Origin of the sequence: Delftia sp. WSY_12, assembly GCF_043104645.1 — a bacterium.
Lineage (GTDB): Bacteria > Pseudomonadota > Gammaproteobacteria > Burkholderiales > Burkholderiaceae_C > Comamonas > Comamonas tsuruhatensis.
In genome coordinates this window covers 21352-41896 of the sequence record NZ_JBICKW010000051.1, presented here as the reverse complement: position 1 = coordinate 41896, position 20545 = coordinate 21352, and the positions used below count along the sequence as shown (strand labels likewise).

Annotated in this window: 17 protein-coding genes; 13 read left to right on the top strand and 4 right to left on the bottom strand. The window is 68.5% G+C overall.

Annotation, left to right across the window (positions count from 1 at the left end; all coding sequences use genetic code 11):
* Nucleotides 1-3: 3 nt before the first annotated feature.
* From gspD to ACF8LI_RS22965, 9 genes are all read left to right on the top strand, one after another.
* On the top strand, nucleotides 4-2373 hold the full coding sequence (gene gspD, locus ACF8LI_RS23005; RefSeq protein WP_016450867.1) for a type II secretion system secretin GspD: 2370 nt from the start codon (nucleotides 4-6) through the stop codon (nucleotides 2371-2373).
* 14 nt (nucleotides 2374-2387) lie between these two features.
* Complete coding sequence (locus ACF8LI_RS23000; protein WP_373800879.1) at nucleotides 2388-3749, top strand: GspE/PulE family protein; 1362 nt, start codon at nucleotides 2388-2390, stop codon at nucleotides 3747-3749.
* 63 nt (nucleotides 3750-3812) lie between these two features.
* Nucleotides 3813-4097 carry a hypothetical protein gene (locus ACF8LI_RS22995; RefSeq protein WP_223275171.1) on the top strand — a complete coding sequence of 95 codons (285 nt, stop codon included), beginning with the start codon at nucleotides 3813-3815 and terminating at the stop codon, nucleotides 4095-4097.
* Between the two features lie 85 nt (nucleotides 4098-4182).
* Entirely contained in the window at nucleotides 4183-5184 is a 1002-nt protein-coding gene (locus ACF8LI_RS22990) for an LLM class flavin-dependent oxidoreductase (RefSeq protein WP_016448739.1), read from the top strand.
* Between the two features lie 4 nt (nucleotides 5185-5188).
* A complete protein-coding gene (locus tag ACF8LI_RS22985) occupies nucleotides 5189-5878 on the top strand; it encodes a YafY family protein (RefSeq protein WP_016448740.1) in 690 nt (229 codons plus the stop codon).
* A gap of 88 nt (nucleotides 5879-5966) precedes the next feature.
* A complete protein-coding gene (locus ACF8LI_RS22980; RefSeq protein ID WP_016448741.1) occupies nucleotides 5967-6611 on the top strand; it encodes a glutathione S-transferase family protein in 645 nt (214 codons plus the stop codon).
* A gap of 142 nt (nucleotides 6612-6753) precedes the next feature.
* Nucleotides 6754-7980 (top strand): type II secretion system inner membrane protein GspF, encoded by a 1227-nt coding sequence (gspF, locus tag ACF8LI_RS22975; protein WP_016448742.1) that lies wholly within the window; start codon nucleotides 6754-6756, stop codon nucleotides 7978-7980.
* Nucleotides 7981-7996: 16 nt separating this feature from the next.
* The gene (locus tag ACF8LI_RS22970) at nucleotides 7997-8917 is read left to right on the top strand and encodes a 5'-nucleotidase (protein WP_203400404.1); all 921 of its coding nucleotides are present in this window, start codon (nucleotides 7997-7999) and stop codon (nucleotides 8915-8917) included.
* A 62-nt stretch (nucleotides 8918-8979) separates the two neighbouring features.
* Nucleotides 8980-9453 (top strand): EF-hand domain-containing protein, encoded by a 474-nt coding sequence (locus ACF8LI_RS22965; protein WP_016448744.1) that lies wholly within the window; start codon nucleotides 8980-8982, stop codon nucleotides 9451-9453.
* A gap of 24 nt (nucleotides 9454-9477) precedes the next feature.
* Here ACF8LI_RS22965 and ACF8LI_RS22960 read toward each other — a convergent pair whose 3' ends face one another.
* The 3 genes from ACF8LI_RS22960 to ACF8LI_RS22950 form a co-directional block, all read right to left on the bottom strand.
* Nucleotides 9478-9912 (bottom strand): hypothetical protein, encoded by a 435-nt coding sequence (locus tag ACF8LI_RS22960; protein ID WP_016450864.1) that lies wholly within the window; start codon nucleotides 9910-9912, stop codon nucleotides 9478-9480.
* 155 nt (nucleotides 9913-10067) lie between these two features.
* A complete protein-coding gene (locus tag ACF8LI_RS22955; RefSeq protein WP_016448746.1) occupies nucleotides 10068-10571 on the bottom strand; it encodes a DUF1854 domain-containing protein in 504 nt (167 codons plus the stop codon).
* 3 nt (nucleotides 10572-10574) lie between these two features.
* The gene (locus tag ACF8LI_RS22950) at nucleotides 10575-12869 is read right to left on the bottom strand and encodes an ABC transporter ATP-binding protein (RefSeq protein WP_016448747.1); all 2295 of its coding nucleotides are present in this window, start codon (nucleotides 12867-12869) and stop codon (nucleotides 10575-10577) included.
* Nucleotides 12870-13087: 218 nt separating this feature from the next.
* Between ACF8LI_RS22950 and cphA (ACF8LI_RS22945) the strand changes: the two genes are divergently transcribed.
* The 3 genes from cphA (ACF8LI_RS22945) (at nucleotide 13088) to ACF8LI_RS22935 (ending at nucleotide 18413) form a co-directional block, all read left to right on the top strand.
* On the top strand, nucleotides 13088-15289 hold the full coding sequence (gene cphA / locus ACF8LI_RS22945) for a cyanophycin synthetase (protein WP_016450863.1): 2202 nt from the start codon (nucleotides 13088-13090) through the stop codon (nucleotides 15287-15289).
* Nucleotides 15290-15355: 66 nt separating this feature from the next.
* Nucleotides 15356-17929: a cyanophycin synthetase gene (cphA, locus tag ACF8LI_RS22940; protein ID WP_392413539.1), complete on the top strand. Its 2574-nt coding sequence runs from the start codon at nucleotides 15356-15358 to the stop codon at nucleotides 17927-17929.
* A gap of 1 nt (nucleotide 17930) precedes the next feature.
* Nucleotides 17931-18413 (top strand): CreA family protein, encoded by a 483-nt coding sequence (locus ACF8LI_RS22935; RefSeq protein ID WP_013800639.1) that lies wholly within the window; start codon nucleotides 17931-17933, stop codon nucleotides 18411-18413.
* 6 nt (nucleotides 18414-18419) lie between these two features.
* Here the strand turns inward: ACF8LI_RS22935 and ACF8LI_RS22930 are convergent, their stop codons facing one another.
* Entirely contained in the window at nucleotides 18420-19325 is a 906-nt protein-coding gene (locus ACF8LI_RS22930) for a LysR family transcriptional regulator (protein WP_013800638.1), read from the bottom strand.
* Between the two features lie 132 nt (nucleotides 19326-19457).
* On the opposite strand from ACF8LI_RS22930, the gene ACF8LI_RS22925 reads away from it, so the two are divergent.
* Complete coding sequence (locus ACF8LI_RS22925; protein WP_392413537.1) at nucleotides 19458-20543, top strand: YeiH family protein; 1086 nt, start codon at nucleotides 19458-19460, stop codon at nucleotides 20541-20543.
* Nucleotides 20544-20545: the final 2 nt, after the last annotated feature.

Below are 20545 nucleotides of genomic sequence, written 5' to 3'. Positions count from 1 at the left end.
TCCATGACTCAGCAGCACACGACCCCGTTCTGGCGCAACACCCTGCACACGCTGGCCGTCAGCGCCATGCTGGCCTGCACCGCTGGCACCGCCCAGGCCCAGCAGACCAATGCACCGGCCGGCGCCACGCCCAGCCTGCGTCCGGGCGAGCCTGTGACGCTGAATTTCTCGGGCGCCGACATCGAGGCCGTCTCGCGTGCCATCGGCGCCATCACCAACCGCAACGTGGTGGTCGACCCCCGCGTCAAGGGCCAGATCACGCTGCTGACCGACAGGCCCGTGCCGCCCGCCACCGCCTACCAGCAGTTCCTGGCCGCGTTGCGCCTGCAGGGCTTCACCATCGTCGAATCGGCCGGCCTGTACAAGGTCATCCCCGAAGCCGACGCCAAGCTGCAGGCCAGCGAGGTGGCCGTGGGCGCGGGCCGCAGCAGCACCGGCAGCCAGATCGTCACCCAGATCTTCAAGCTCAACTACGAGAACGCGGCCAACCTGGTGCCCGTGCTGCGCCCCCTGATCAGCCCCAACAACACCATCAACGTCAACCCGGGCAACAACTCGCTGGTCATCACCGACTACGCAGACAACCTGCAGCGCATCTCGCGCATCGTGGCGACCATGGACGTATCCAACGCCACCGATGTCGAAATCATTCCGCTGCGCCATGCCGTGGCCACCGACATGGTGGCCCTGGTCTCGCGCCTGATCGAAGGCGGCACGGCCAGCCCCGGCGGCCTCACGGTGACCGCAGGCGGCGCCAATATTCCGGGCCAGAGCGACAACGCCTTCAAGACCTCGCTGATGGCCGAGCCGCGCAGCAACTCCATCGTGCTGCGCGCGGCCAACCCGGCACGCCTGGCCCAGGTGCGCTCGCTGATCGCGCGGCTGGACCAGCCCGCCATGAACGGCGGCGGCGACCAGGGCAACATCCACGTGGTCTATCTCAAGAACGCCGACGCCGTGGCGCTGGCCGCCACCTTGCGCGCCGCCATCGGCGCCCAGGCCACGGCCGCCGGCACGGCCAGCGGCCAGCCCGGTGCGGGCGGCACCCTGCCGCAGGGCGGCGGCATGTCCTCCATCCCCACCTCGCAGCCCGTGGTCTCGCGCGACTCCAGCGGCACGGCATCCATGGGCATGGGCTCGTCCTCGGGCCTGGGCAGCGGCGGCGGGGGCGGCGCGCTGGGCGTGGCCCAGCAGCCCTCCACGGGCGGCATGATCCAGGCCGATCCTTCGACCAACTCGCTGATCATCACGGCACCGCCGCCCGTCTACCGCCAACTGCGCGCCGTGATCGACAAGCTCGACGGCCGCCGCGCCCAGGTGCTGATCGAAAGCCTGATCGTCGAAATCAAGGACAACCGGCTGGCCCAGTTCGGCATCCAGTGGCAGGCCATGCTCAGCAACAACGGCCGCGTGATCGGCACACTGGGCACGAACTCCAATGTGGCGGGCGCCAACATCCTGAACCTGCTCGGCCTGGTCAAGGATGGAGGCCTGGACGGCAGCGCCATTACGGGAGACACGTTGTCCAGCCTGAGAGGCACCAACCTCGGCTTCACGCAGCGCGTCAACGGCAAGGACACGCTGGGCTTTCTGGCCAACTTCCTGCAAAACAGCGGTGACGCCAACATCCTGTCCACGCCCAACCTGATGACGCTGGACAACGAGGAGGCGCGCATCATCGTGGGCCAGAACGTGCCCATGGTCACGGGCTCGTACGCCAGCAACTCCACGGGCGGCACGGTCAACCCCTTCACCACCGTGGAGCGCAAGGACGTGGGCCTGATGCTGCGCGTGCGCCCGCAGATCAACGAGAACGGCACGGTGAAGCTGGCCGTGTTCCAGGAAGTCTCCTCGGTGGACGAGTCCACGCGCAAGGACACCAACGGCCTGACCACCAACAAGCGCTCCATCGAGTCCAACGTGCTGGTCGAGGACGGCAACATCGTCGTGCTCGGCGGCCTGATCGACGACAACTACTCCCAGGCCGAGGACCGGGTGCCTCTGCTGGGCGACATTCCCGTCGTGGGCAACCTGTTCCGCAACACCAACCGCAAGCGCAACAAGACCAACCTGATGGTCTTCCTGCGCCCCGTGGTGATGCGCGATGCGACTGCCACCAACCAGGTCTCTTCCGAGCGCTACGAAGCCATCCGCGCGCAGCAACAGAGCCTGCAGCCCGAGCCCAGCGCCCTGCTGCGCTCGGTCAATGCCGCGCCCGTGCTGCCCACGCTGACGCCGCAGCCGGACCCCGGCTCGTTCACCAACCCGGCCGCCATCGTCAACGTGCCGGGCGCCAGGCCCGAGCTGATCGACTTCACCCAGCCGCAGCCCGCCGCTCCCGCCCCCGTGCCGGCCGCGCCCGGCGCGCTCTGAGGCAGGAAGGCCCCATGCGCTATCCCCTGCCCTATGCGTTTGCGCGCACCAGCCAGCTGCTGATCGAGGACGACGGCCACGAGCCCCTGCTCTGGCACGGCCCCTCGCCGGACTGGCAGGCCCTGTCCGAAGTCCAGCGCAAGCATGCGGTGCAGCGCTGGCAGATGCTGGACGCGGGCACGCTGGCCCACCGCATCAGCGCCGCCTATTCGCAGGGCGAGTCCAGCGCGGCCCTGGTGGTCAGCGAGGTCGAGTCCGACGCCGACCTCTCGCGCATGATGCAGGAGCTGCCTGCGGTCGAGGACCTGCTGGAGACGGCCGACGACGCGCCCATCATCCGCATGCTCAACGCCCTGCTCACGCAGGCCGCGCGCGACGGTGCCAGCGACATCCACATCGAGCCCTACGAGCGCCATTCCAGCGTGCGCTTTCGCGTGGACGGCGACCTGCGCGAAGTCGTGCAGCCCAACCGCGCACTGCATGCAGCGCTGATCTCGCGACTGAAGATCATGGCCGACCTGGACATCGCCGAAAAGCGCCTGCCCCAGGACGGCCGCATCAGCCTGCGCCTGGGCACGCGCGCCATCGACGTGCGCGTCTCCACCCTGCCCAGCGCCCACGGCGAGCGCGCCGTGCTGCGCCTGCTGGACAAGAGCGAGAGCAAGCTCAGCCTGGAGGCCGTGGGCATGCAGGGCGAGACGCTGAGGCGATTCACCCACCTGACGGCCCAGCCGCACGGCATCGTGCTGGTCACCGGCCCCACGGGCTCGGGCAAGACCACCACGCTGTATGCGGCACTGTCGCGCATGGACGCCAGCCACAGCAACATCATGACGGTGGAGGACCCCATCGAGTACGAGCTGGCCGGCGTGGGGCAGACCCAGGTCAACGCCAAGATCGACCTGACCTTCGCCAAGGCCCTGCGCGCCATCCTGCGCCAGGACCCGGATGTGATCATGATCGGCGAAATCCGCGACTTCGAGACCGCGCAGATCGCCATCCAGGCCTCGCTGACCGGCCACCTGGTGCTGGCCACGCTGCACACCAACGATGCCTCCAGCGCCGTCACGCGCCTGATCGACATGGGGGTGGAACCCTTCCTGTTGTCGTCCTCCCTGCTGGGTGTGCTGGCCCAGCGCCTGGTGCGCAAGATCGACACCACCGAGCCCAGCGGCTACCGGGGGCGCACCGGCATCTTCGAGATGCTGGTGGTGGACGACACCATCCGCGCGCAGATCCACCGCCAGGCCAGCGAGGCCGAGATCCGCGACACCGCGCTGGCCGCGGGCATGCGCCTGATGCGCGACGACGGCGAGCGCCTGGTGCGCGAGGGCATCACCACGCCCGAGGAAGTGCTGCGCGTCACGCGCGACTAGGCGCAGGCGGCCACGCCCGACCCTGCGCAGCACGGGGCATCCCTGTTTGCCACAATGGTCGGCATGTTGGAATCCCTACGCGCCTGGAGCGCTCCCTATGGCGGCGACCTGTTCCTGTGGGTCGCCACGCTGAGCCTGATCAGCTACATCGCCCTGTGGTGGTTCAAGTCACGGCTGTCCACCAGCCAGCTGCGCCGCGTCATCCGCCTGTCGGCGCTGGTGGCGCTGCCGCTGTCCTGGCTGGCCATCCAGCAGGGCGAGAACCATCTGGCGGCAGCCATCCTCCCCCTGGTCTGGTGCGTGGTGCTGGGCATCACCTGCGCGCGGGAAATGTCCAGAAGAAACTGAGTGCGCGAACGCGCACCAGGAATGCCCTGGCGCGGCAAGGCCCGCGCCGCCCCCACCCACCGTGAACTGGAAGTTGGAACCTGCCATGACATCATTCAATGAAGTCCGTCTGTCCATGCTCGACCTCGTGGCCGTGCGCGAAGGCGGCACCGTCGCCGAGGCCCTGGACATCGCGCTGGCCACGGCCCGCAAGGCCGAGGCACTGGGATTCGAGCGCTACTGGCTGGCCGAGCACCACAACATGCCCGGCATCGCCAGCTCGGCCACGGCCGTGCTGATCGGCCATATCGCAGGCGGCACCTCGAAGATCCGCGTGGGCTCGGGCGGCATCATGCTGCCCAACCATGCCCCGCTGGTGGTGGCCGAAGCCTTCGGCACGCTGGCCGAGCTGTACCCGGGCCGCATCGACCTGGGACTGGGCCGTGCGCCCGGCACCGATGGCGCCACCATGCGCGCCCTGCGCCGCGACCGCGTCGAGACCGAGGAAGACTTCCCGCGCGACGTGATGGAGCTGCAGCGCCTGCTGGCCCCGGCCACGCCGGATCAAAAGCTGGTGGCCACGCCCGGCGCGGGCACCAACGTGCCGATCTGGCTGCTGGGCTCCAGCCTGTTCTCGGCCCAGCTCGCAGCCCATCTGGGCCTGCCCTACGCCTTTGCCTCGCACTTCGCGCCGCGCATGCTCTACCAGGCCGTACAGCTGTACCGCAGCCTGTTCAAGCCGTCGGCCCAACTGGCCAAGCCCTACGTGATCGTCGGCGCACCCGTGATCGCCGCGCCCACCGATGACGAGGCCGAGTACCTGGCCAGCAGCACCTACCAGCGCGTGCTGGGCATCATCACGGGCCGGCGCGGACTGCTGCCGCGCCCCATCGAGAACTACGCGGCCCAGCTCGGCGAGCAGGAGCGCCGCGCCATCGGCGACTTCCTGGCCGTGGCCTCCATCGGCGGCCCGGACAAGGTGCGCACGCGCCTGCAGAAGCTGCAGGCCGACACCGAGGCCGACGAGCTGATCCTGGTCAGCGACGTGTATGACCGCGACCTGCGCCTGCGCTCGCTGGAGATCACGGCCGGCGTCATGGGCCGCTGAAGGCATGAGCCGCTCCGCCCGGCTGCTGCAGCTGATCGACCTGCTGCGCCGCGCGCGCCTGCCCCAGGCCGGGCCGGTGCTGGCCCGGCAGCTGGACGTGAGCCTGCGCACCCTGTACCGCGACATCGCCACCCTGCGCGAACAGGGTGCCGCGATTGCGGGCGACCCGGGCGTGGGCTACGAGATGCGGCCCGGCTTTCTGCTGCCGCCGCTGATGTTCACGCCCGATGAGCTGGAAGCCCTGCTGCTGGGCGCGCGCTGGGCCAGCCGCCAGGCCGACCCCGAGCTCGCCCAGGCCGCCACCGCCGCGCTGGACCGCATACGCAGCGCGCTGCCGCTGGAGCTGCGCATCGAGGTGGACACCAGCGGCCTGCTGGTGCCGCCCATCTGCCACGAATCCGTGACCGAGCCCTGGCAGACCGCGCTGCGCCTGGCGATACGGCGCCAGCACCGGGTGCTGCTGCACTACACGGATGAGAAGGGCCAGCCGACCGAGCGCCGGATCTGGCCTTTTGCCATGGCTTTCTTCGACCAGCGGCGCATTCTTGCGGCCTGGTGCGAACTGCGCCAGGACTTCCGCCATTTCCGCGCCGACCGCGTGCGCTCCGTCACCGATCTGCAGGAACGGTATCCCGACCACCGCAGCGGCCTGATCGAACGCTGGTCGCGGCAACTGGGCTACACGGTCCGCTGACACCACTGCTGACAAAAACTGTCAGCATGGCCTCCTACAGTCGCTCCCATGGCCTTCTCGCCATGCATTCAAACCACTGGGAGCCTTCATGAACGACTCGATCAAGCCTCTGCGCTTTTACTTCCACCCCCGCTCGCGCGCCGTCATCGCGCGCTGGATGCTGGAGGAATGCGGCGCCCGCTATGAGCCCGTGCGGCTGGAATTCGGCAGCACCATGAAGGCTGCCGACTACCTGGCCATCAACCCCATGGGCAAGGTCCCCGCCCTGGTGCATGGCGAGACCGTGATCACCGAACAGGCCGCCATCCTTGCCTATCTGGCCGACATCTTCCCCGAACGAAGGCTCGCGCCGGCCGTGGACAGCCCGCTGCGCGGCGTCTACCACCGCTGGATGTTCTTCCTGGCCGGCCCCGTCGACGCGTTGATGACAGCCAAGAGCCAGGGCCACCTGGAGCAGCAGACGGCCGACCAGGCCATGTCCGCCGGCTATGGCCGCTATGACGACGTGGTGCAGACGCTGCGCCAGGCCGTGGCCGGCAGGCGCTACCTGTGCGGCGACCAGTTCACCGCGGCCGACGTGCTCATGGCCAGCTACCTGCGCTGGGGCACGATGATGAAGCTGCTGCCCGCGCTGCCCGAATTCAGCGATTACGGCCAGCCGCTGATGGAACGCCCGGCCTCGCTGCGCTCCATCCAGCTCAACGAAGCGGACCTGGCCGCCCAGCCGGCATAGGCACCTCCGGGACCTGGGGACGAGGCCCGAGACGGCCTCGCCATCCAGCCGTCACCGGCAGCGGCTACCATCGGGGGTTGGATCGCCGCCTGGCGTTTCCTGAACGCCATCCTTCCCCAGCCCCTCCCGACTCCCGCCGCGCATGCCTGCCTTTTCCTTCGAAGCCCTGGATGCCCAAGGTCAGACCCGCAAGGGCACGATCGAAGCCGACAACGCGCGCGCTGCGCGCAGCCAGCTGCGCGCCCAGGCCCTGGTGCCCATGGCCGTGGAGATCGTGGCCTCGGGGTCCGCGTCCGGCCCGCAGGGTGGCGCCTCGCGCTGGCTGACCCGCCCCGTCCTTGGCTCCACAGGGCTCACCGTGTGGACGCGCCAGATGGCGGGGCTGGTCGGATCAGGACTGCCCATAGAGCGCGCACTGGCCGCGCTGTCCGAAGAAGCCGACGACCCGCGCCAGCACCACCTGGTGGCCGCGCTGCGCGCCGAGGTCAACGCAGGCTCCACCTTTGCCCGCGCACTGGCCCAGCATCCGCGCGAGTTCTCCGACATCTACTGCGCCGTGATCGGCGCCGGCGAGGCCAGCGGCAGCCTGGGCCCGGTGCTGGAGCGGCTGGCCGACGACCTGGAATCGCGCCAGGCCCTGCAGTCCAAGCTCATTGGCGCAGCCCTGTACCCGGCCATCGTGACCCTGGTGGCCATCGTCATCGTGCTGTTCCTGGTCAGCTACGTGGTGCCCCAGGTGGCCAGCGTGTTCGCGGGCACCAAGCGCGCCCTGCCCTGGCTCACCGTGGCCATGCTGGCGCTCAGCGACTTTGTGCGCAGCTATGGCTGGGCCGCGCTGATCGCCCTGGTGCTGGGCGCCGTGGGATTCCGGCTGTCCATGAAGAACCCCGTGCTGCGCGAGCGCTTCGACGCCTGGTGGCTGCGCCTGCCGCTGATCGGCCGGCTGGCGCGCAACTACAACGCGGCACGCTTTGCCGGCACGCTGGCCATGCTGGCGGGCGCAGGCGTGCCCATTCTCAAGGCCTTGCAGGCCGCCGCCGAAACGCTGGGCAACCGCGCGCTGCGCGCCGATGCCATGGACGCGCTGGCCCTGGTGCGCGAGGGCGCGCCGCTGGCCTCGGCCCTGGCGCAGAAAAAGCGCTTCCCGGGCCTGATCTCCATGTTTGCCCGCCTGGGCGAGCAGACCGGCCAGCTGCCCGTGATGCTGCAGCGCGCGGCCAACCAGCTGTCCACCGAGGTGCAGCGCCGCGCCATGCACCTGGCCACCATCCTGGAGCCGCTGCTGATCGTGGCCATGGGCATGGTCGTGGCCCTGATCGTGCTGGCCGTGCTCATGCCCATCATCCAGCTCAACCAGTTCGTCAAATAGCGACAAGCGCCAAGCCATGCCCGTGACCCTGCAAGACAAGCTGGTCGTCGCCATCTCATCGCGCGCACTGTTCGACTTCGAGGAAGAGAACCGGCTGTTCGATGCGGGCGACGAGCAGGCCTACATGCGCCGCCAGCTGGACCTGGTGCACCAGCCGGCACGCCCGGGCATCGCCTTCCCGCTGGTGCGCAAGCTGCTGGCCTTCAATACGCCCGAAGTGCAGCGCGTGGAGGTGATGATGCTCTCGCGCAACGACCCGGCCAGCGGCATGCGCGTGTTCGCCTCGGCCAAGGCGGCCGACATGCACATAGAGCGCGGCGTGTTCACGCGCGGGCGCGATCCGTTTTCCTACCTGCGGCCGCTGGGCGCCCACCTGTTCCTCTCGGCCAACGAAGTCGATGTGCGCAGGGCGCTGTCCATCGGCTTTCCCGCGGCGCGCGTGATGGTCGACTCCACGCCCGCAGGCGACCGCTACCCGCAGGAAGTGCGCATTGCCTTCGACGGCGATGCCGTGCTGTTTTCCGACGAGGCCGAGCGCATCTACCAGCAAGGCGGGCTGCCGGCCTTTCTGCGCCATGAGGTCTCCCATGCCGCCACGCCCCTGGGAGAAGGGCCGTTCAAACCCCTGCTGCAAGCCCTTCACCGGCTTCAGCAGCAGGCGGACTCGTCCCAGACCATGCGCATTCGCACGGCCCTGGTGACGGCGCGCAGTGCGCCGGCGCACGAGCGCGCCATCCGCACATTGCTCGATTGGGGAATCACCGTGGACGAGGCCATGTTCCTCGGCGGCCTGGAAAAAGGCCCCTTCCTGCGCGAGTTCGAGCCGGATTTCTTCTTCGACGACCAATCGGGCCATGTCAGCTCGGCGGCCCGCCATGTGCCCGCAGGCCATGTGAACAGCGGCGTCTCCAATCCGGACGCCGATCCGCTGAAGTAAACAATTGCAAAGGGCGCACAGCCCTGGCTTGCAGACACCGGTTCCATGCCCAAATAGGTGCCATGCATTTTCCCCTCATGAACCGCTCCGCCCTGCTGCGCCGGCCGCCTGTGCTGCAGGCCGCCGCTGCCGTCCTGCTGACCAGCGCCTTCATGCTGCCCGCCGCGCGCGCGCAGGCGGCCGAGACGGCCGACAAGGCGTCCACCGGACAGGCCTCGGCCAGCCCGGCGCCATTGACCAAGGGGGAAATCAAGGCCCAGCGCGAATTCAAGATGCTGGACTTCAACAAGGACGGCAAGCTCAGCCGCACCGAAGTGGCGCTGTTCCCGCGCCTGGCGGCGGCCTTCGACGAGGCCGACACCGACAAGGACGGCTACGTCTCCTATGCGGAAGTGCAGGCCTTTGCCGTCAAGTACCGCGCCGAGCGCGACAAGGCGAAGGCCAAGGCGCAGGCCGAAGAGGCAAAGGCCGCCGAGCATGCCGCAGCCGTGTCCGCTGCCAGGGACACGAAGGAAGGCGAAGGCTCAAAGGACTGAGCCTGCGCATTCAGCCACTGACACTCAGAGTCCGCCGGTACGCTTGACCTTGGGTTCCGAATAGGTCAACGGCTCCTCGCGCACCTGCAGCTTGTTGCGGGCCACGTCATCGGCCTTGCTGACCTCCTGGGCCTGCTCCACGGCCATGGCGCTGGCGCGCCACATGGACTGGATGAACTCGATGAGCTGCTTGGAAATCGGCTCCTTGGGCGGCTCCTCGACCTCTTCCTTCTGCTTGATCTCCTCGGCCAGCGTCCAGTCGCGGTTTTCCTGGTCCACCACGGACGGTTTTTCAGGATCGCGAATCACACGGCCTTCGCCGATGCGGTCCGTGGATTCGACAGGATTGGCAGCGTTCACGGGACGCACGGGCACCGCGCCCGACGCGCCGGTGGAGTACAGATCGGCGCTTTGCGGGCGCCACGGTATGGGCGATCGGTCAACAGGTGGAATTGGCATGGCTCGACCCTCTTGCTGGATGTGTGCTGTGGGCGGGAATTTCCCGCCGTCGCCTCATCATCGACAGAACCTGAAAGAACTGAAGCGCTTTTTTTGAAAGACGCCCAGGCCTGCCTAAAACCAAGGGTAAACCCCGAAACCACCCTGACCAGGCGCTAGAGGAAACGCTCCAGCATCTTGCGCGAGGCACGGTCCAGCGCCGTGCTGTCGGGCACGCTGAACTGCACGCCGTCCTGGCTGGTGATCATCAGGTGCGTGCGGCCCGACAGGCGGCGGATATCCTCCTCGGCCTTGAGCACGAGCTGCGCGGGACCGCGGTCGGTCTCCAGGTCCCAGGTGCTGGGCGTGGAATAGCTGGACACCTTGCGGATGCGCTGGATGACGGGCACGAACTCGCGCACGGCCAGATCCTGCTCGATCAGCGTGCGGGCCTGCGCGGGCAGGTGGTCCATGTGGTCCACCCACAGCGCCTCCTTGCCATCGGCACAGACCAGGGACAGGCCTTGCAGCGGCGCGGCAATGGGAAAGGCGCGCACGGGCACCACGGATTCATGGCGCGTGCCGTCGGCCAGGATCAGCACCAGGCGGCCATGGGCGTTGCGCTCCACGCGTACGCGGCTCAGATCGGCGCCGGCGGCGCAATGTTGGGCAGTGGACATGGCTTATTCCTCGATGGTGGTTGCGACCAGGGTCAGGCCTGCGGCCTGGGCATCCTCTTCGGCGCGCCGCGCCTGGGCCTGGTACAGGCGCCAGTAGGCGCCCTGCTTTTCCATCAGTTCGTCGTGCGGCCCCACTTCCACGATTTCGCCCCGGTCCATGACCACGAGGCGGTCTGCCTTGCGCAGCGTGGACAGACGGTGGGCGATGGCAATCGTCGTGCGGCCCTGCACCAGGTTGTCCAGCGCCTTCTGGATCTCCTTTTCCGTCTCGGTGTCCACGGCCGAGGTGGCCTCGTCCAGGATCAGGATGCGCGGGTCGATCAGCAGCGCGCGCGCGATGGAGATGCGCTGGCGCTCGCCGCCCGACAGGCCCTGGCCGCGTTCGCCGACCAGGGAGTCATAGCCGTGCGGCAGGCGCAGGATGAATTCATGGGCATGGGCCGCACGCGCGGCCGCCACGATTTCCTCGCGCGTGGCGTCGGGCTTGCCGTAGGCGATGTTCTCGGCAATGGTGCCGAAGAACAGGAAGGGCTCCTGCAGCACCAGGCCGATGTTGCTGCGGAAGTCCGACACCTTGAGCCGGCGGATATCCACGCCGTCGAGCTGGATGGAGCCTTCGCTCACGTCGTAGAAGCGGCTGATCAGGTTGACCAGGGTGCTCTTGCCCGAGCCGCTGTGGCCGACCAGGCCGATCATTTCACCCGGGCGAATCTGCAGATCCAGGTTCTTGATGACGGCGCGGCTGCCGTAGCGGAAGGTCAGGTTGTCCAGCGTGATGGCACCCTGCACGCGCGGCAGCTTGACCGGGTTGACCGGGTCGGGCACGTTGCTCACGTGGTCCAGGATGTCGAAGATGCGCTTGGCGCCGGCTGCCGCCTTCTGTGTGACCGAGACGATGCGGCTCATCGAATCCAGGCGGCTGTAGAAGCGGCCGATGTAGGCGATGAAGGCCGTCAGGATACCGACCGTGATCTGGCCGCCCGCCACCAGCCAGATGCCGAAGCCCCAGACCACCAGCAGGCCGATCTCGGTCAGCAGCGTCACCGTGGGCGTGAACAGCGACCAGGTCTTGTTGACCTTGTCGTTGGCCTGCAGGTTGACCAGATTGGCCTGGGCGAAGCGGTCGGCCTCGCGCTTTTCCTGGGCGAAGGCCTTGACCACACGGATGCCGGGAATGGTGTCGGCCAGCACATTGGTCACCTCGGACCAGACGCGGTCGATCTTCTCGAAGCCCGTGCGCAGGCGGTCACGCACCAGGTGGATCATCCAGGCGATGAAGGGCAGCGGCACCAGGGTGACCAGGGCCAGCCATGGATTGATGGAGAACAGGATGACCGAGGTCATCACGATCATCAGCACATCGGTCGCAAAATCCAGCGCGTTCAAGGATAGAAACAAATTGATGCGATCTGTTTCCGCCCCGATGCGCGCCATCAGGTCGCCCGTGCGTTTGCTGCCGTAGTAGTCCAGCGACAGCGTCAGCAGGTGGTTGTAGGTGGTCGTGCGCAGGTCCGAGCCAATGCGCTCGGAGACCTTGGCCAGCACGAAGGTGCGCGCCCAGCCCAGGCCCCAGGCCACCAGGGCCGCAGCCAGCAGGCCGCTCAGGTAGAAGACCACCAGGCTGCTGTCGATCTGCTGCCCGTTCTGGAACGGGATCAGGATCTTGTCCACGATGGGAATCGTCAGGTAGGGCGCCACCAGGGTGGCGCCCGTGGAGGCCAGGGTCAGCAAAAAGCCCAGCAGCAGCTGGTGCCGGTAGGGATGGGCAAAGCGCCACAGGCGCAGCAGCACCCAGGTGGAGGTCTGCGGGCCCTGCTGGCGCGCGCAGGCCGGGCATTCGTCGGCCTCGGGCGGCAGCTCGGTCTGGCAGGCCGGGCAGCGGGGCACATCGTCCTCGGGCCCGTCGAAGTCCTCGCCGCGCGCCATGCGCTCACGCTGGTGATCGAACTGTTGCAGCAGGCGCAATACGCCCGCCTGGTGGCGCAAGGTGAAGCGCCACAGCGCCAGCCGAGCCGCAGGACCATGCAATTCGAGGTTGCCCACGCCGCCGTGGTCCAGCGTACGCAAATTCTGATCGACTGAGAGTATCCACTCACTCCATCGCTGATCCTCAGGATCACAGGCGATGAGGCGCTGGTTGGTCAGGACAACCCAGCCTTCGCCGAAGCGCATATCCAGGGTCAGGTCAACCGTGGCGAGGGCCAGCACGTTTTCATTGGAAGCGAGCCTGGCTCGCAGCTCAGCCCCGCGGGGGCTGGCAAGGAAGGCCGAAACGTCCACAGAATGGTGTTCTTGCATGTTGAGTTGTTTTTCCCGCCCCTGGCGGCTCCTGGTGTCATGCGGGCAACCGCAGCTCCCCGGTGGATATCCCGCGCGTTGCACGGCATACCCTGCTCAACGCGCCAACCCTGGTTTAGGCTGACAACACTGCGCATGGGTTTTCTGGGCGCACAATCCTCTCCCATTCTCCGGCGATCCGAATCCGGGTCGTCGTTCACGCTTACCCGTTGACCGACATGGCGAAATTCAAAGACATCCAACTCTTGCGCACCACCTACCTGCGTGGACCCAGCGTCTGGACCTACCGTCCCGTGCTGGAGGTCTGGCTGGATCTGGGCGAGCTGGAGGACTATCCCTCGAACAAGCTTCCCGGTTTCAACGAGCGCCTGACGGCCTGGCTGCCCGACCTGGTCGAGCACCACTGCGGCGTGGGCGAGCGCGGCGGCTTCATCCAGCGCCTGGAAGGCGGCACCTGGTGCGGCCACGTGCTGGAGCACATCATCATCGAGCTGCTGAACCTGGCGGGCATGCCTGCCGAGTTCGGCCAGACCCGCGAGATCTCGCAGCGCGGCGTCTACCGCATGGTCTTCCGCTGCCCCGAGGAAACCGTGGCGCGCACGGCCCTGGCCCATGGCCACAGGCTGATCATGGCCGCCATCAATGACGAGCCCTTCGACCTGAAGGCCGCCATCAAGGCCATCAAGACCGAGATCAACGACCGCTACCTGGGCCCGAGCACGGGCTGCATCGTCGATGCGGCCGGCGAGCGCCGCATCCCCCACATCCGCCTCAATGACGGCAACCTCGTGCAACTGGGCTATGGCGCCGCGCAGCGCCGCATCTGGACCGCCGAGAGCGACCAGACCAGCGCCATCGCCGAGGGCATTGCCCAGGACAAGGACTTCACCAAGCGCCTGCTGGCCGCCTGCGGCGTGCCCGTGCCCGAAGGCCAGATCGTCCACAGCCCCGAGGAAGCCTGGGAAGTGGCGCAGGACATCGGCTTTCCCGTCACCGTCAAGCCCTCGGACGGCAACCACGCACGCGGCGTGACGCTGGACCTGCGCGACGAGGCCGACATCAAGGCCGCCTTCGCGCTGGCCCAGCCTGAAGGCTCGGACGTCATCGTCGAACGCTTCATCGACGGCACCGAGCACCGCATCCTGGTCGTGGGCGGCAAGGTGGTTGCCGCCTGCCGTGGCGAGACCGTGAGCGTGGCCGGCAATGGCAAGTCCACGGTTCGCGAACTGGTCGCCGTGGTCAACCAGGACCCGCGCCGCGGCCCCGAGCAGGAATACCCGCTGGACTGGATCAACCTCGAAGCCCCGGCCGTGAAGCTGGAACTCAAGCGCCAGAACGTCACGCCCGACACCATTCCTGCCCAGGGCACCAGCGTGCTGCTGCAGCGCAACGGCAACATGGCCATCGACTGCACCGACGAAGTCCATCCCGAAGTGGCCTACATGGCCACGCTGGCCGCCAAGATCGTGGGCCTGGACATCGCGGGCATGGACATGATCCTGCAGGACGTCTCGCGCCCCATGAAGGAGCAGGGCGGCGCCATCCTCGAAGTCAACGCCGGCCCCGGCCTGCTGATGCATCTGAAGCCCACCAGCGGCGCGCCGCGCCCCGTGGGCATGGCCATCGCCGACCACCTGTTCCCGCGCACCGAAGAGGGCACGGGCGCCGGCCGCATCCCCCTGGTCGGCATTGCCGGCACGCGCAACAACGGTTTCACGGCCCGCCTGGTGGGCTGGCTGCTGCAGCTGTCGGGCAAGCTCACGGGCGTGGCCAGCAGCGAGGGCATGTTCCTGTCCAACCGCCAGACGCAGAAGACCAATACCGCCAACTGGGCCGGCGCCCACCGGCTGCTGACCAACCGCCTGGCCCAGGCCGCCGTCATCCAGACCACGGCCCGTTCCATCCTGGAGGAAGGCCTGGCCTACGACCGCTGCCTGGTCGGCGTGGTCACCGACATGGACGGCTTCGAGCAGTTGCCCGACCATGACGTGCACGAGCAGTCACAGATGACGCGCGTGATGCGCACCCAGATCGACGTGGTGCTGGACGAAGGCGCGGGCGTGCTCAATGCCGACATCGAACAGGTGGCCGACCTGGCCCGCCTGTGCGACGGCGAGGTGCTGTTCTATTCCATGCAGGCAGACAGCCCCGTGGTCGCGGCCCACCGTTGCGAGAGCGAAGGCCGTGCCGTCTTCGTGCGCGGCAACCAGGTGATCCTGGCCACGGGCGCCGCCGAGCGCGTGCTGGGCACGCTGGACGCGCTGAGCCTGCCCGGCGGCCTGCGCCCGGACACGCCGGCCCTGCTCGCTGCCATTGCCGCGGCGTGGTCCATGGACATTGCCCCCGACCTCATCGTCGCCGGCATCAAGACCTTCGACTACACGCCGGCCGCCGCTGCGGTTTCCACCGCCGCCGCCTGAGCCCGACCACACGATGACATGCAGGCAGGCCCGGCGACGCGGGCCTGCCCTCCGAAAGAAGACACTATGCAGATCACCCGCATCCGAGCCCTGCGCGGCCCCAATCTCTGGACCCGCAGCACCGCTATCGAAGCCATCGTGCAATGCGAGCCCGGCGACTGTGACTACTCGGCCCTGGCAGGGTTCGAGGACCGGCTGCGCGCACGCTTTCCCAAGATCGGCACGCTGCAGCCGCACGGTGCCGACCAGCGCCTGTCGCTGGCCCATGTGCTGGAAGTGGCGGCCCTGTCGCTGCAGGCCCAGGCCGGCTGCCCCGTGACCTTCAGCCGCACGCACGAGACCGTGGAAGCCGGCACCTACCAGGTGGTGGTGGAGTACACCGAGGAATCCGTGGGCCGCCTGGCCATGGAACAGGCCGGTGCGCTGCTGCAGTCGGCACTGGCCGACACGCCCTTCGACGCCGACAAGGTGGTGGCCGAGCTGCGTGAACTCGACGAGGACGAGCGCATCGGCCCCTCCACAGGCTCCATCGTCGATGCGGCCGTGGCGCGCGGCATTCCCATCCGCCGCCTGACCTCGGGCTCGCTGGTGCAACTGGGCTGGGGCTCCAAGGCGCGCCGCATCCAGGCCGCCGAGCTGGACCAGACCAGCGCCGTGGCCGAGTCCATCGCCCAGGACAAGGACCTGACCAAGCGCCTGCTGCACGCCGCCGGCGTGCCCGTGCCGCTGGGCCGCCCCGTCAAGGACGTGGAAGAAGCCTGGCTCGTGGCCCAGGAAGTGGGACTGCCCGTGGTGGTCAAGCCCCAGGACGGCAACCAGGGCAAGGGCGTGGTGGTCAACATCACCACGCACGAGCAGCTCAAGGCTGCCTTCGCCACCGCCTCGGAATTCGGCGACGACATCATGGTCGAGCGCTTCCTGCCAGGCCATGACTTCCGCCTGCTGGTGGTCGGCGGCCAGCTGGTGGCCGCTGCGCGCCGCGAGCCGCCCCAGGTGCTGGGCGACGGCCAGCACACCATCCGCGAGCTGGTGGACATCGTCAACCAGGACCCGCGCCGCGGCTCGGGCCACGGCACGGCGCTGACCAAGATCCGCCTGGACGACATCGCCATCGCGCGCATCGCCACAGAAGGGCTCACGCCCGAATCCGTGCCGGCCCAGGGCCAGCGCGTGGTGCTGCGCAACAACGCCAACCTGTCCACCGGCGGCAGCGCCACCGATGTGACGGACGACGTGCACCCCGACATCGCTGCGCGCGCCGTGGAGGCCGCCCAGACCATCGGCCTGCACATCTGCGGCGTGGACGTGGTCTGCGAGACCATGCTGCGCCCGCTGGAGGAGCAAAACGGCGGCATCGTCGAAGTCAACGCCGCACCGGGCCTGCGCATGCACCTGGCGCCGTCCTTCGGCAAGCCCCGCAACGTGGGCGTGCCCATGGTCGATGAGCTGTTCGCACCCGGCCAGGATGGCCGCATCCCGCTGGTGGCCGTCACCGGCACCAATGGCAAGACCACGACCACGCGCCTGATCGCCCACCTGTTCACCTCGCATGGCTGGCGCACGGCCATGACCAATACCGACGGCGTCTACGTCAACGGCCGCCAGATCGACAGCGGCGACTGCTCGGGCCCGCGCAGCGCGCGCAACGCCCTGGCCCACCCCGAGACCGATGCGGCCGTGCTCGAATGCGCGCGCGGCGGCATCCTGCGCGAAGGGCTGGGCTTCGACCGCTGCCAGGTGGCCGTGGTCACCAACGTGGGCGCAGGCGACCACCTGGGCCTGAACTACATCACCACGGTGGAAGACGTGGCCGTGCTCAAGCGCGTCATCGTGCAGAACGTGGCCGCCGACGGCTATGCCGTGCTCAACGCCGCCGACCCGCTGGTGGCGGCCATGGCCTCCACCTCGCCGGGCAAGGTCATCTATTTCGCGGCCGACCGCCACCACCCCGTGATGGCCACGCACCGTGCCCAGGGCAACCGCGTGGTCTACGTGGACGGCGACAGCATCGTTGCGGCCGAAAGTTCGTGGCGCGAGACCATCGCCCTGCGCGAGATCCCCATCACGCGCAACGGCACCATCACCTTCCAGGTGGAGAACGTCATGGCCGCCATCGCCGCCGCCTGGGGCGTGGGTCTGCCGTGGCAGACCATCCGCCGCGGGCTGGCCGGCTTCGTCAACGACAGCGACAACGCCCCCGGACGCTTCAACGTCATGGACTACCGTGGCGCCACGCTGATCGCCGACTACGGCCACAACCCCGACGCCATCCGCGCCCTGGTGCAGGCCGTGGATGCCATGCCGGCCCAGCGCCGCAGCGTGGTCATCAGCGGCGCGGGCGACCGCCGCGACCAGGACATCACCGAGCAGACACAGATCCTGGGCAAGGCCTTCGACGACGTCATCCTCTACCAGGATGCCTGCCAGCGCGGCCGCGCCGACGGTGAAGTCCTGGCCCTGCTGCAGCAAGGCCTGCAAGGCGCACCGCGCACCGACTACGTGACCCAGATCCAGGGTGAGTTCAACGCCATCGACCACGCGCTGGCGCGGCTGACGCCCGGCGACCTGTGCCTGGTGCTGGTGGACCAGGTCGAGGAAGCCCTCGAACACCTGCGCCGCCATGTGGCGGGTGAGGCTTGACATGAACGGCCGCGCCTTGCTCACGGCCGCTCTGGCCACGCTGCTGCTGGGCGCCTGCGGTGCGCGCGCCGAGCAGGTGGGCGCGGTGGACACGGTGTTCAAGTTCATAGGCCCGGACCACAAGATCGTGGTCGATGCCTATGACGATCCCAAGGTGGCGGGCGTGACCTGCTATGTCTCGCGCGCCAAGACCGGCGGCATCAAGGGTGGCCTGGGCCTGGCCGAGGACCGCGCCGAAGCCTCGATCAGCTGCGTGCAGACCGGACCCATCCAGATCCCTGCGCCGCTCAAGCAGCAGGACGAGGTGTTCACCGAACGCATCTCGCTGCTGTTCAAGCGTCTGCGCGTGGTGCGCATGGTCGATGCGCAGCGCAACACCCTGGTCTACATGACCTACTCGGACCGCGTGATCGAAGGCTCGCCGCAAAACAGCGTCACCGCCGTGCCCGTGCCGCGCAGCACGCCGATTCCGCTGGGCAAATAACCCGCCTCAGTCCTGGGCGTGTTGGCGGCAGGCCTGCACAAAGGCCGCCAGCGCCGGCGAGCGGCGCTTGCCCGCCCGCTGCACCAGCGAGAAATCCCGCCACATGCGCGGCAGCGTGGTCGGCAGCACGGCCAGCTCTCCCGAGGCGACCAGGGCCTGCACCAGCACGCGCGACAGGCAGCTGACGCCCAGGCCCTGGGCCACGCAGCGCGCAATCGCCTCCGAACTGCCCAGCGTGGCGGCAGCCGGCAGCTGGTGCAGATGCGGCAGCAAGGCATGCTCCACCATCTCGCGCGTGCCCGAGCCCGGCTCGCGCAGCAGCCAGCGCGCACCGCGCAAGGCGGCCACGCCCAGCGGGCGCTGGCCTGCGGCCTGCACCAGCGGGTCCTGTGCTGCGGCCACGATGACGAGTTCGTCACGCATCCAGGGCTCGACCTCCAGCCCCGGCCAGTGGCTGGTGCCCTCGATCAGGCCCAGGTCCACGTCCAGCGACTCCACGGCCTGGCCCACCTCGCGCGTATTGGCGATCTGCAGGTCCACGCTCAGGTGCGGATGGCTGCGCGCCAGGTGCGCGAGCACGGCCGGCAGCGCATAGGTGCCTATGGTGGTGCTGGCTGCCACGCGCAGACGCACGGGCAGGCTGGCGGCCCGCACCGAAAACGCCTGCTCTATGCCCCTGGCCTGCTCCAGCAGCGCCAGTGCCTCGGGCAGCAGGGCGCGCCCCGCGTCGTTGAGCGCCAGCCGCCGGCCCACGCGCTCGAACAGCTGGGCGCCCATGGCCTGCTCCAGCTGCTGCAGCGCGGCGCTGGTGGCCGACTGCGACAGGGCCACGGCGTCGGCCGCGGCCACGGTGGAGCCCGCCTGAGCGACGGCGCAGAAGATTTCAAGTTGGCGCAGGGTGAGGTGCAGCATGGCGTGCAGTCTGGACGAGGCATCAACCTGTTTGCCCGGTTGGTGCTACAAAAACTATTCGTTATACGAATATAGCCAAGAAATCTAAAGTGCCTCCCATGCACCGCGCTCCTGACGCGGCGCGCAGGCACCATGAACACCACATCCCTCCCACGCCCCTCCCATCCGTCCGGCTGGCTGCGCCAATTGACCGAGCTTGCGCCCGGCCTGCTGCTGGCCGGAGCCATTGCCGCAGCCGCCACCTGGGGCGCACGCCAGCCCCTGCTGGCCGGTTCGGGCCTGAGCGCGCTGACGCTGGCCATCTGCATCGGCCTGGTCATCGGCAACACCGTCTATCCGCGCCTGGCGCCCAGTTGCCATGCCGGCGTGGGCCTGGCCAAGCAGCGCCTGCTGCGCGCGGGCATCGTGCTCTACGGCCTGCGGCTGACCTTCCAGGACATAGGCCATGTGGGCATGGCCGGCGTGGTGGTCGATGCCCTGGTGCTGGGCAGCACCTTTTTGCTGGCGCAGTGGCTGGGCCGCCGCGTCTTCGGGCTGGATGCGCGCACCACGGTGCTGATCGGCGCGGGCAGCTCCATCTGCGGCGCCGCTGCCGTGCTGGCCACCGAACCCGTGATCAAGGGACGTGCCGAAGACGTGGCCGTGGCCGTGGCCACCGTGGTGGTCTTCGGCACCGTGGGCACCTTCCTCTATCCCGCGCTGTTCCACTGGAACGCTGCCCACGGCTGGCTGGACATGTCGCCCGCGCAGTACGGGCTGTACGTGGGCTCCACCGTGCACGAGGTGGCCCAGGTCGTGGCCGCCGGCGAAGCCATTGCGCCCGAAGCCGCCGACGTGGCCGTGATCTCCAAGATGGTGCGCGTGATGATGCTCGCCCCCTTCCTGCTGCTGCTGTCCATGGCGGTGGCGCGCGGCAACCGCAGCAGCCAGGTGAGCGACAGCCAGCCGCGCCGCATCACCATTCCCTGGTTTGCGCTGGGCTTCGTCGCCATGGCCGGCGTGAACTCGCTGGGCGTGCTGCCTGCCGCCGTGGTGCAGGTGGGCGTGCAGCTGGACAGCGCGCTGCTGGCCGTGGCCATGGCGGCCCTGGGCCTGACCACCCATGTCCGCGCCGTGCGTGCCGCAGGCACGAAGCCCCTGCTGCTGGCCGCCTTGCTTTTCGCATGGCTGCTGGTAGCGGGCCTGCTCTTCAACCGCTGGGTGCCCGGCCTGCTCTGAAG

Bases quoted from the DNA above. Each gene is read 5' to 3' on its own strand.
- cphA (WP_016450863.1), top strand. From the start codon at position 13,088: ATGGCGAAATTCAAAGACATCCAACTCTTGCGCACCACCTACCTGCGT.
- ACF8LI_RS22930 (WP_013800638.1), bottom strand. From the start codon at position 19,325: ATGCTGCACCTCACCCTGCGCCAACTTGAAATCTTCTGCGCCGTCGCT.
- ACF8LI_RS22935 (WP_013800639.1), top strand. From the start codon at position 17,931: ATGAACGGCCGCGCCTTGCTCACGGCCGCTCTGGCCACGCTGCTGCTG.
- ACF8LI_RS22925 (WP_392413537.1), top strand. From the start codon at position 19,458: ATGAACACCACATCCCTCCCACGCCCCTCCCATCCGTCCGGCTGGCTG.
- ACF8LI_RS22990 (WP_016448739.1), top strand. From the start codon at position 4,183: ATGACATCATTCAATGAAGTCCGTCTGTCCATGCTCGACCTCGTGGCC.
- ACF8LI_RS22995 (WP_223275171.1), top strand. From the start codon at position 3,813: ATGTTGGAATCCCTACGCGCCTGGAGCGCTCCCTATGGCGGCGACCTG.
- ACF8LI_RS22980 (WP_016448741.1), top strand. From the start codon at position 5,967: ATGAACGACTCGATCAAGCCTCTGCGCTTTTACTTCCACCCCCGCTCG.
- gspF (WP_016448742.1), top strand. From the start codon at position 6,754: ATGCCTGCCTTTTCCTTCGAAGCCCTGGATGCCCAAGGTCAGACCCGC.
- ACF8LI_RS23000 (WP_373800879.1), top strand. From the start codon at position 2,388: ATGCGCTATCCCCTGCCCTATGCGTTTGCGCGCACCAGCCAGCTGCTG.
- ACF8LI_RS22960 (WP_016450864.1), bottom strand. From the start codon at position 9,912: ATGCCAATTCCACCTGTTGACCGATCGCCCATACCGTGGCGCCCGCAA.
- cphA (WP_392413539.1), top strand. From the start codon at position 15,356: ATGCAGATCACCCGCATCCGAGCCCTGCGCGGCCCCAATCTCTGGACC.
- ACF8LI_RS22955 (WP_016448746.1), bottom strand. From the start codon at position 10,571: ATGTCCACTGCCCAACATTGCGCCGCCGGCGCCGATCTGAGCCGCGTA.
- ACF8LI_RS22965 (WP_016448744.1), top strand. From the start codon at position 8,980: ATGCATTTTCCCCTCATGAACCGCTCCGCCCTGCTGCGCCGGCCGCCT.
- ACF8LI_RS22970 (WP_203400404.1), top strand. From the start codon at position 7,997: ATGCCCGTGACCCTGCAAGACAAGCTGGTCGTCGCCATCTCATCGCGC.
- ACF8LI_RS22950 (WP_016448747.1), bottom strand. From the start codon at position 12,869: ATGCAAGAACACCATTCTGTGGACGTTTCGGCCTTCCTTGCCAGCCCC.
- ACF8LI_RS22985 (WP_016448740.1), top strand. From the start codon at position 5,189: ATGAGCCGCTCCGCCCGGCTGCTGCAGCTGATCGACCTGCTGCGCCGC.
- gspD (WP_016450867.1), top strand. From the start codon at position 4: ATGACTCAGCAGCACACGACCCCGTTCTGGCGCAACACCCTGCACACG.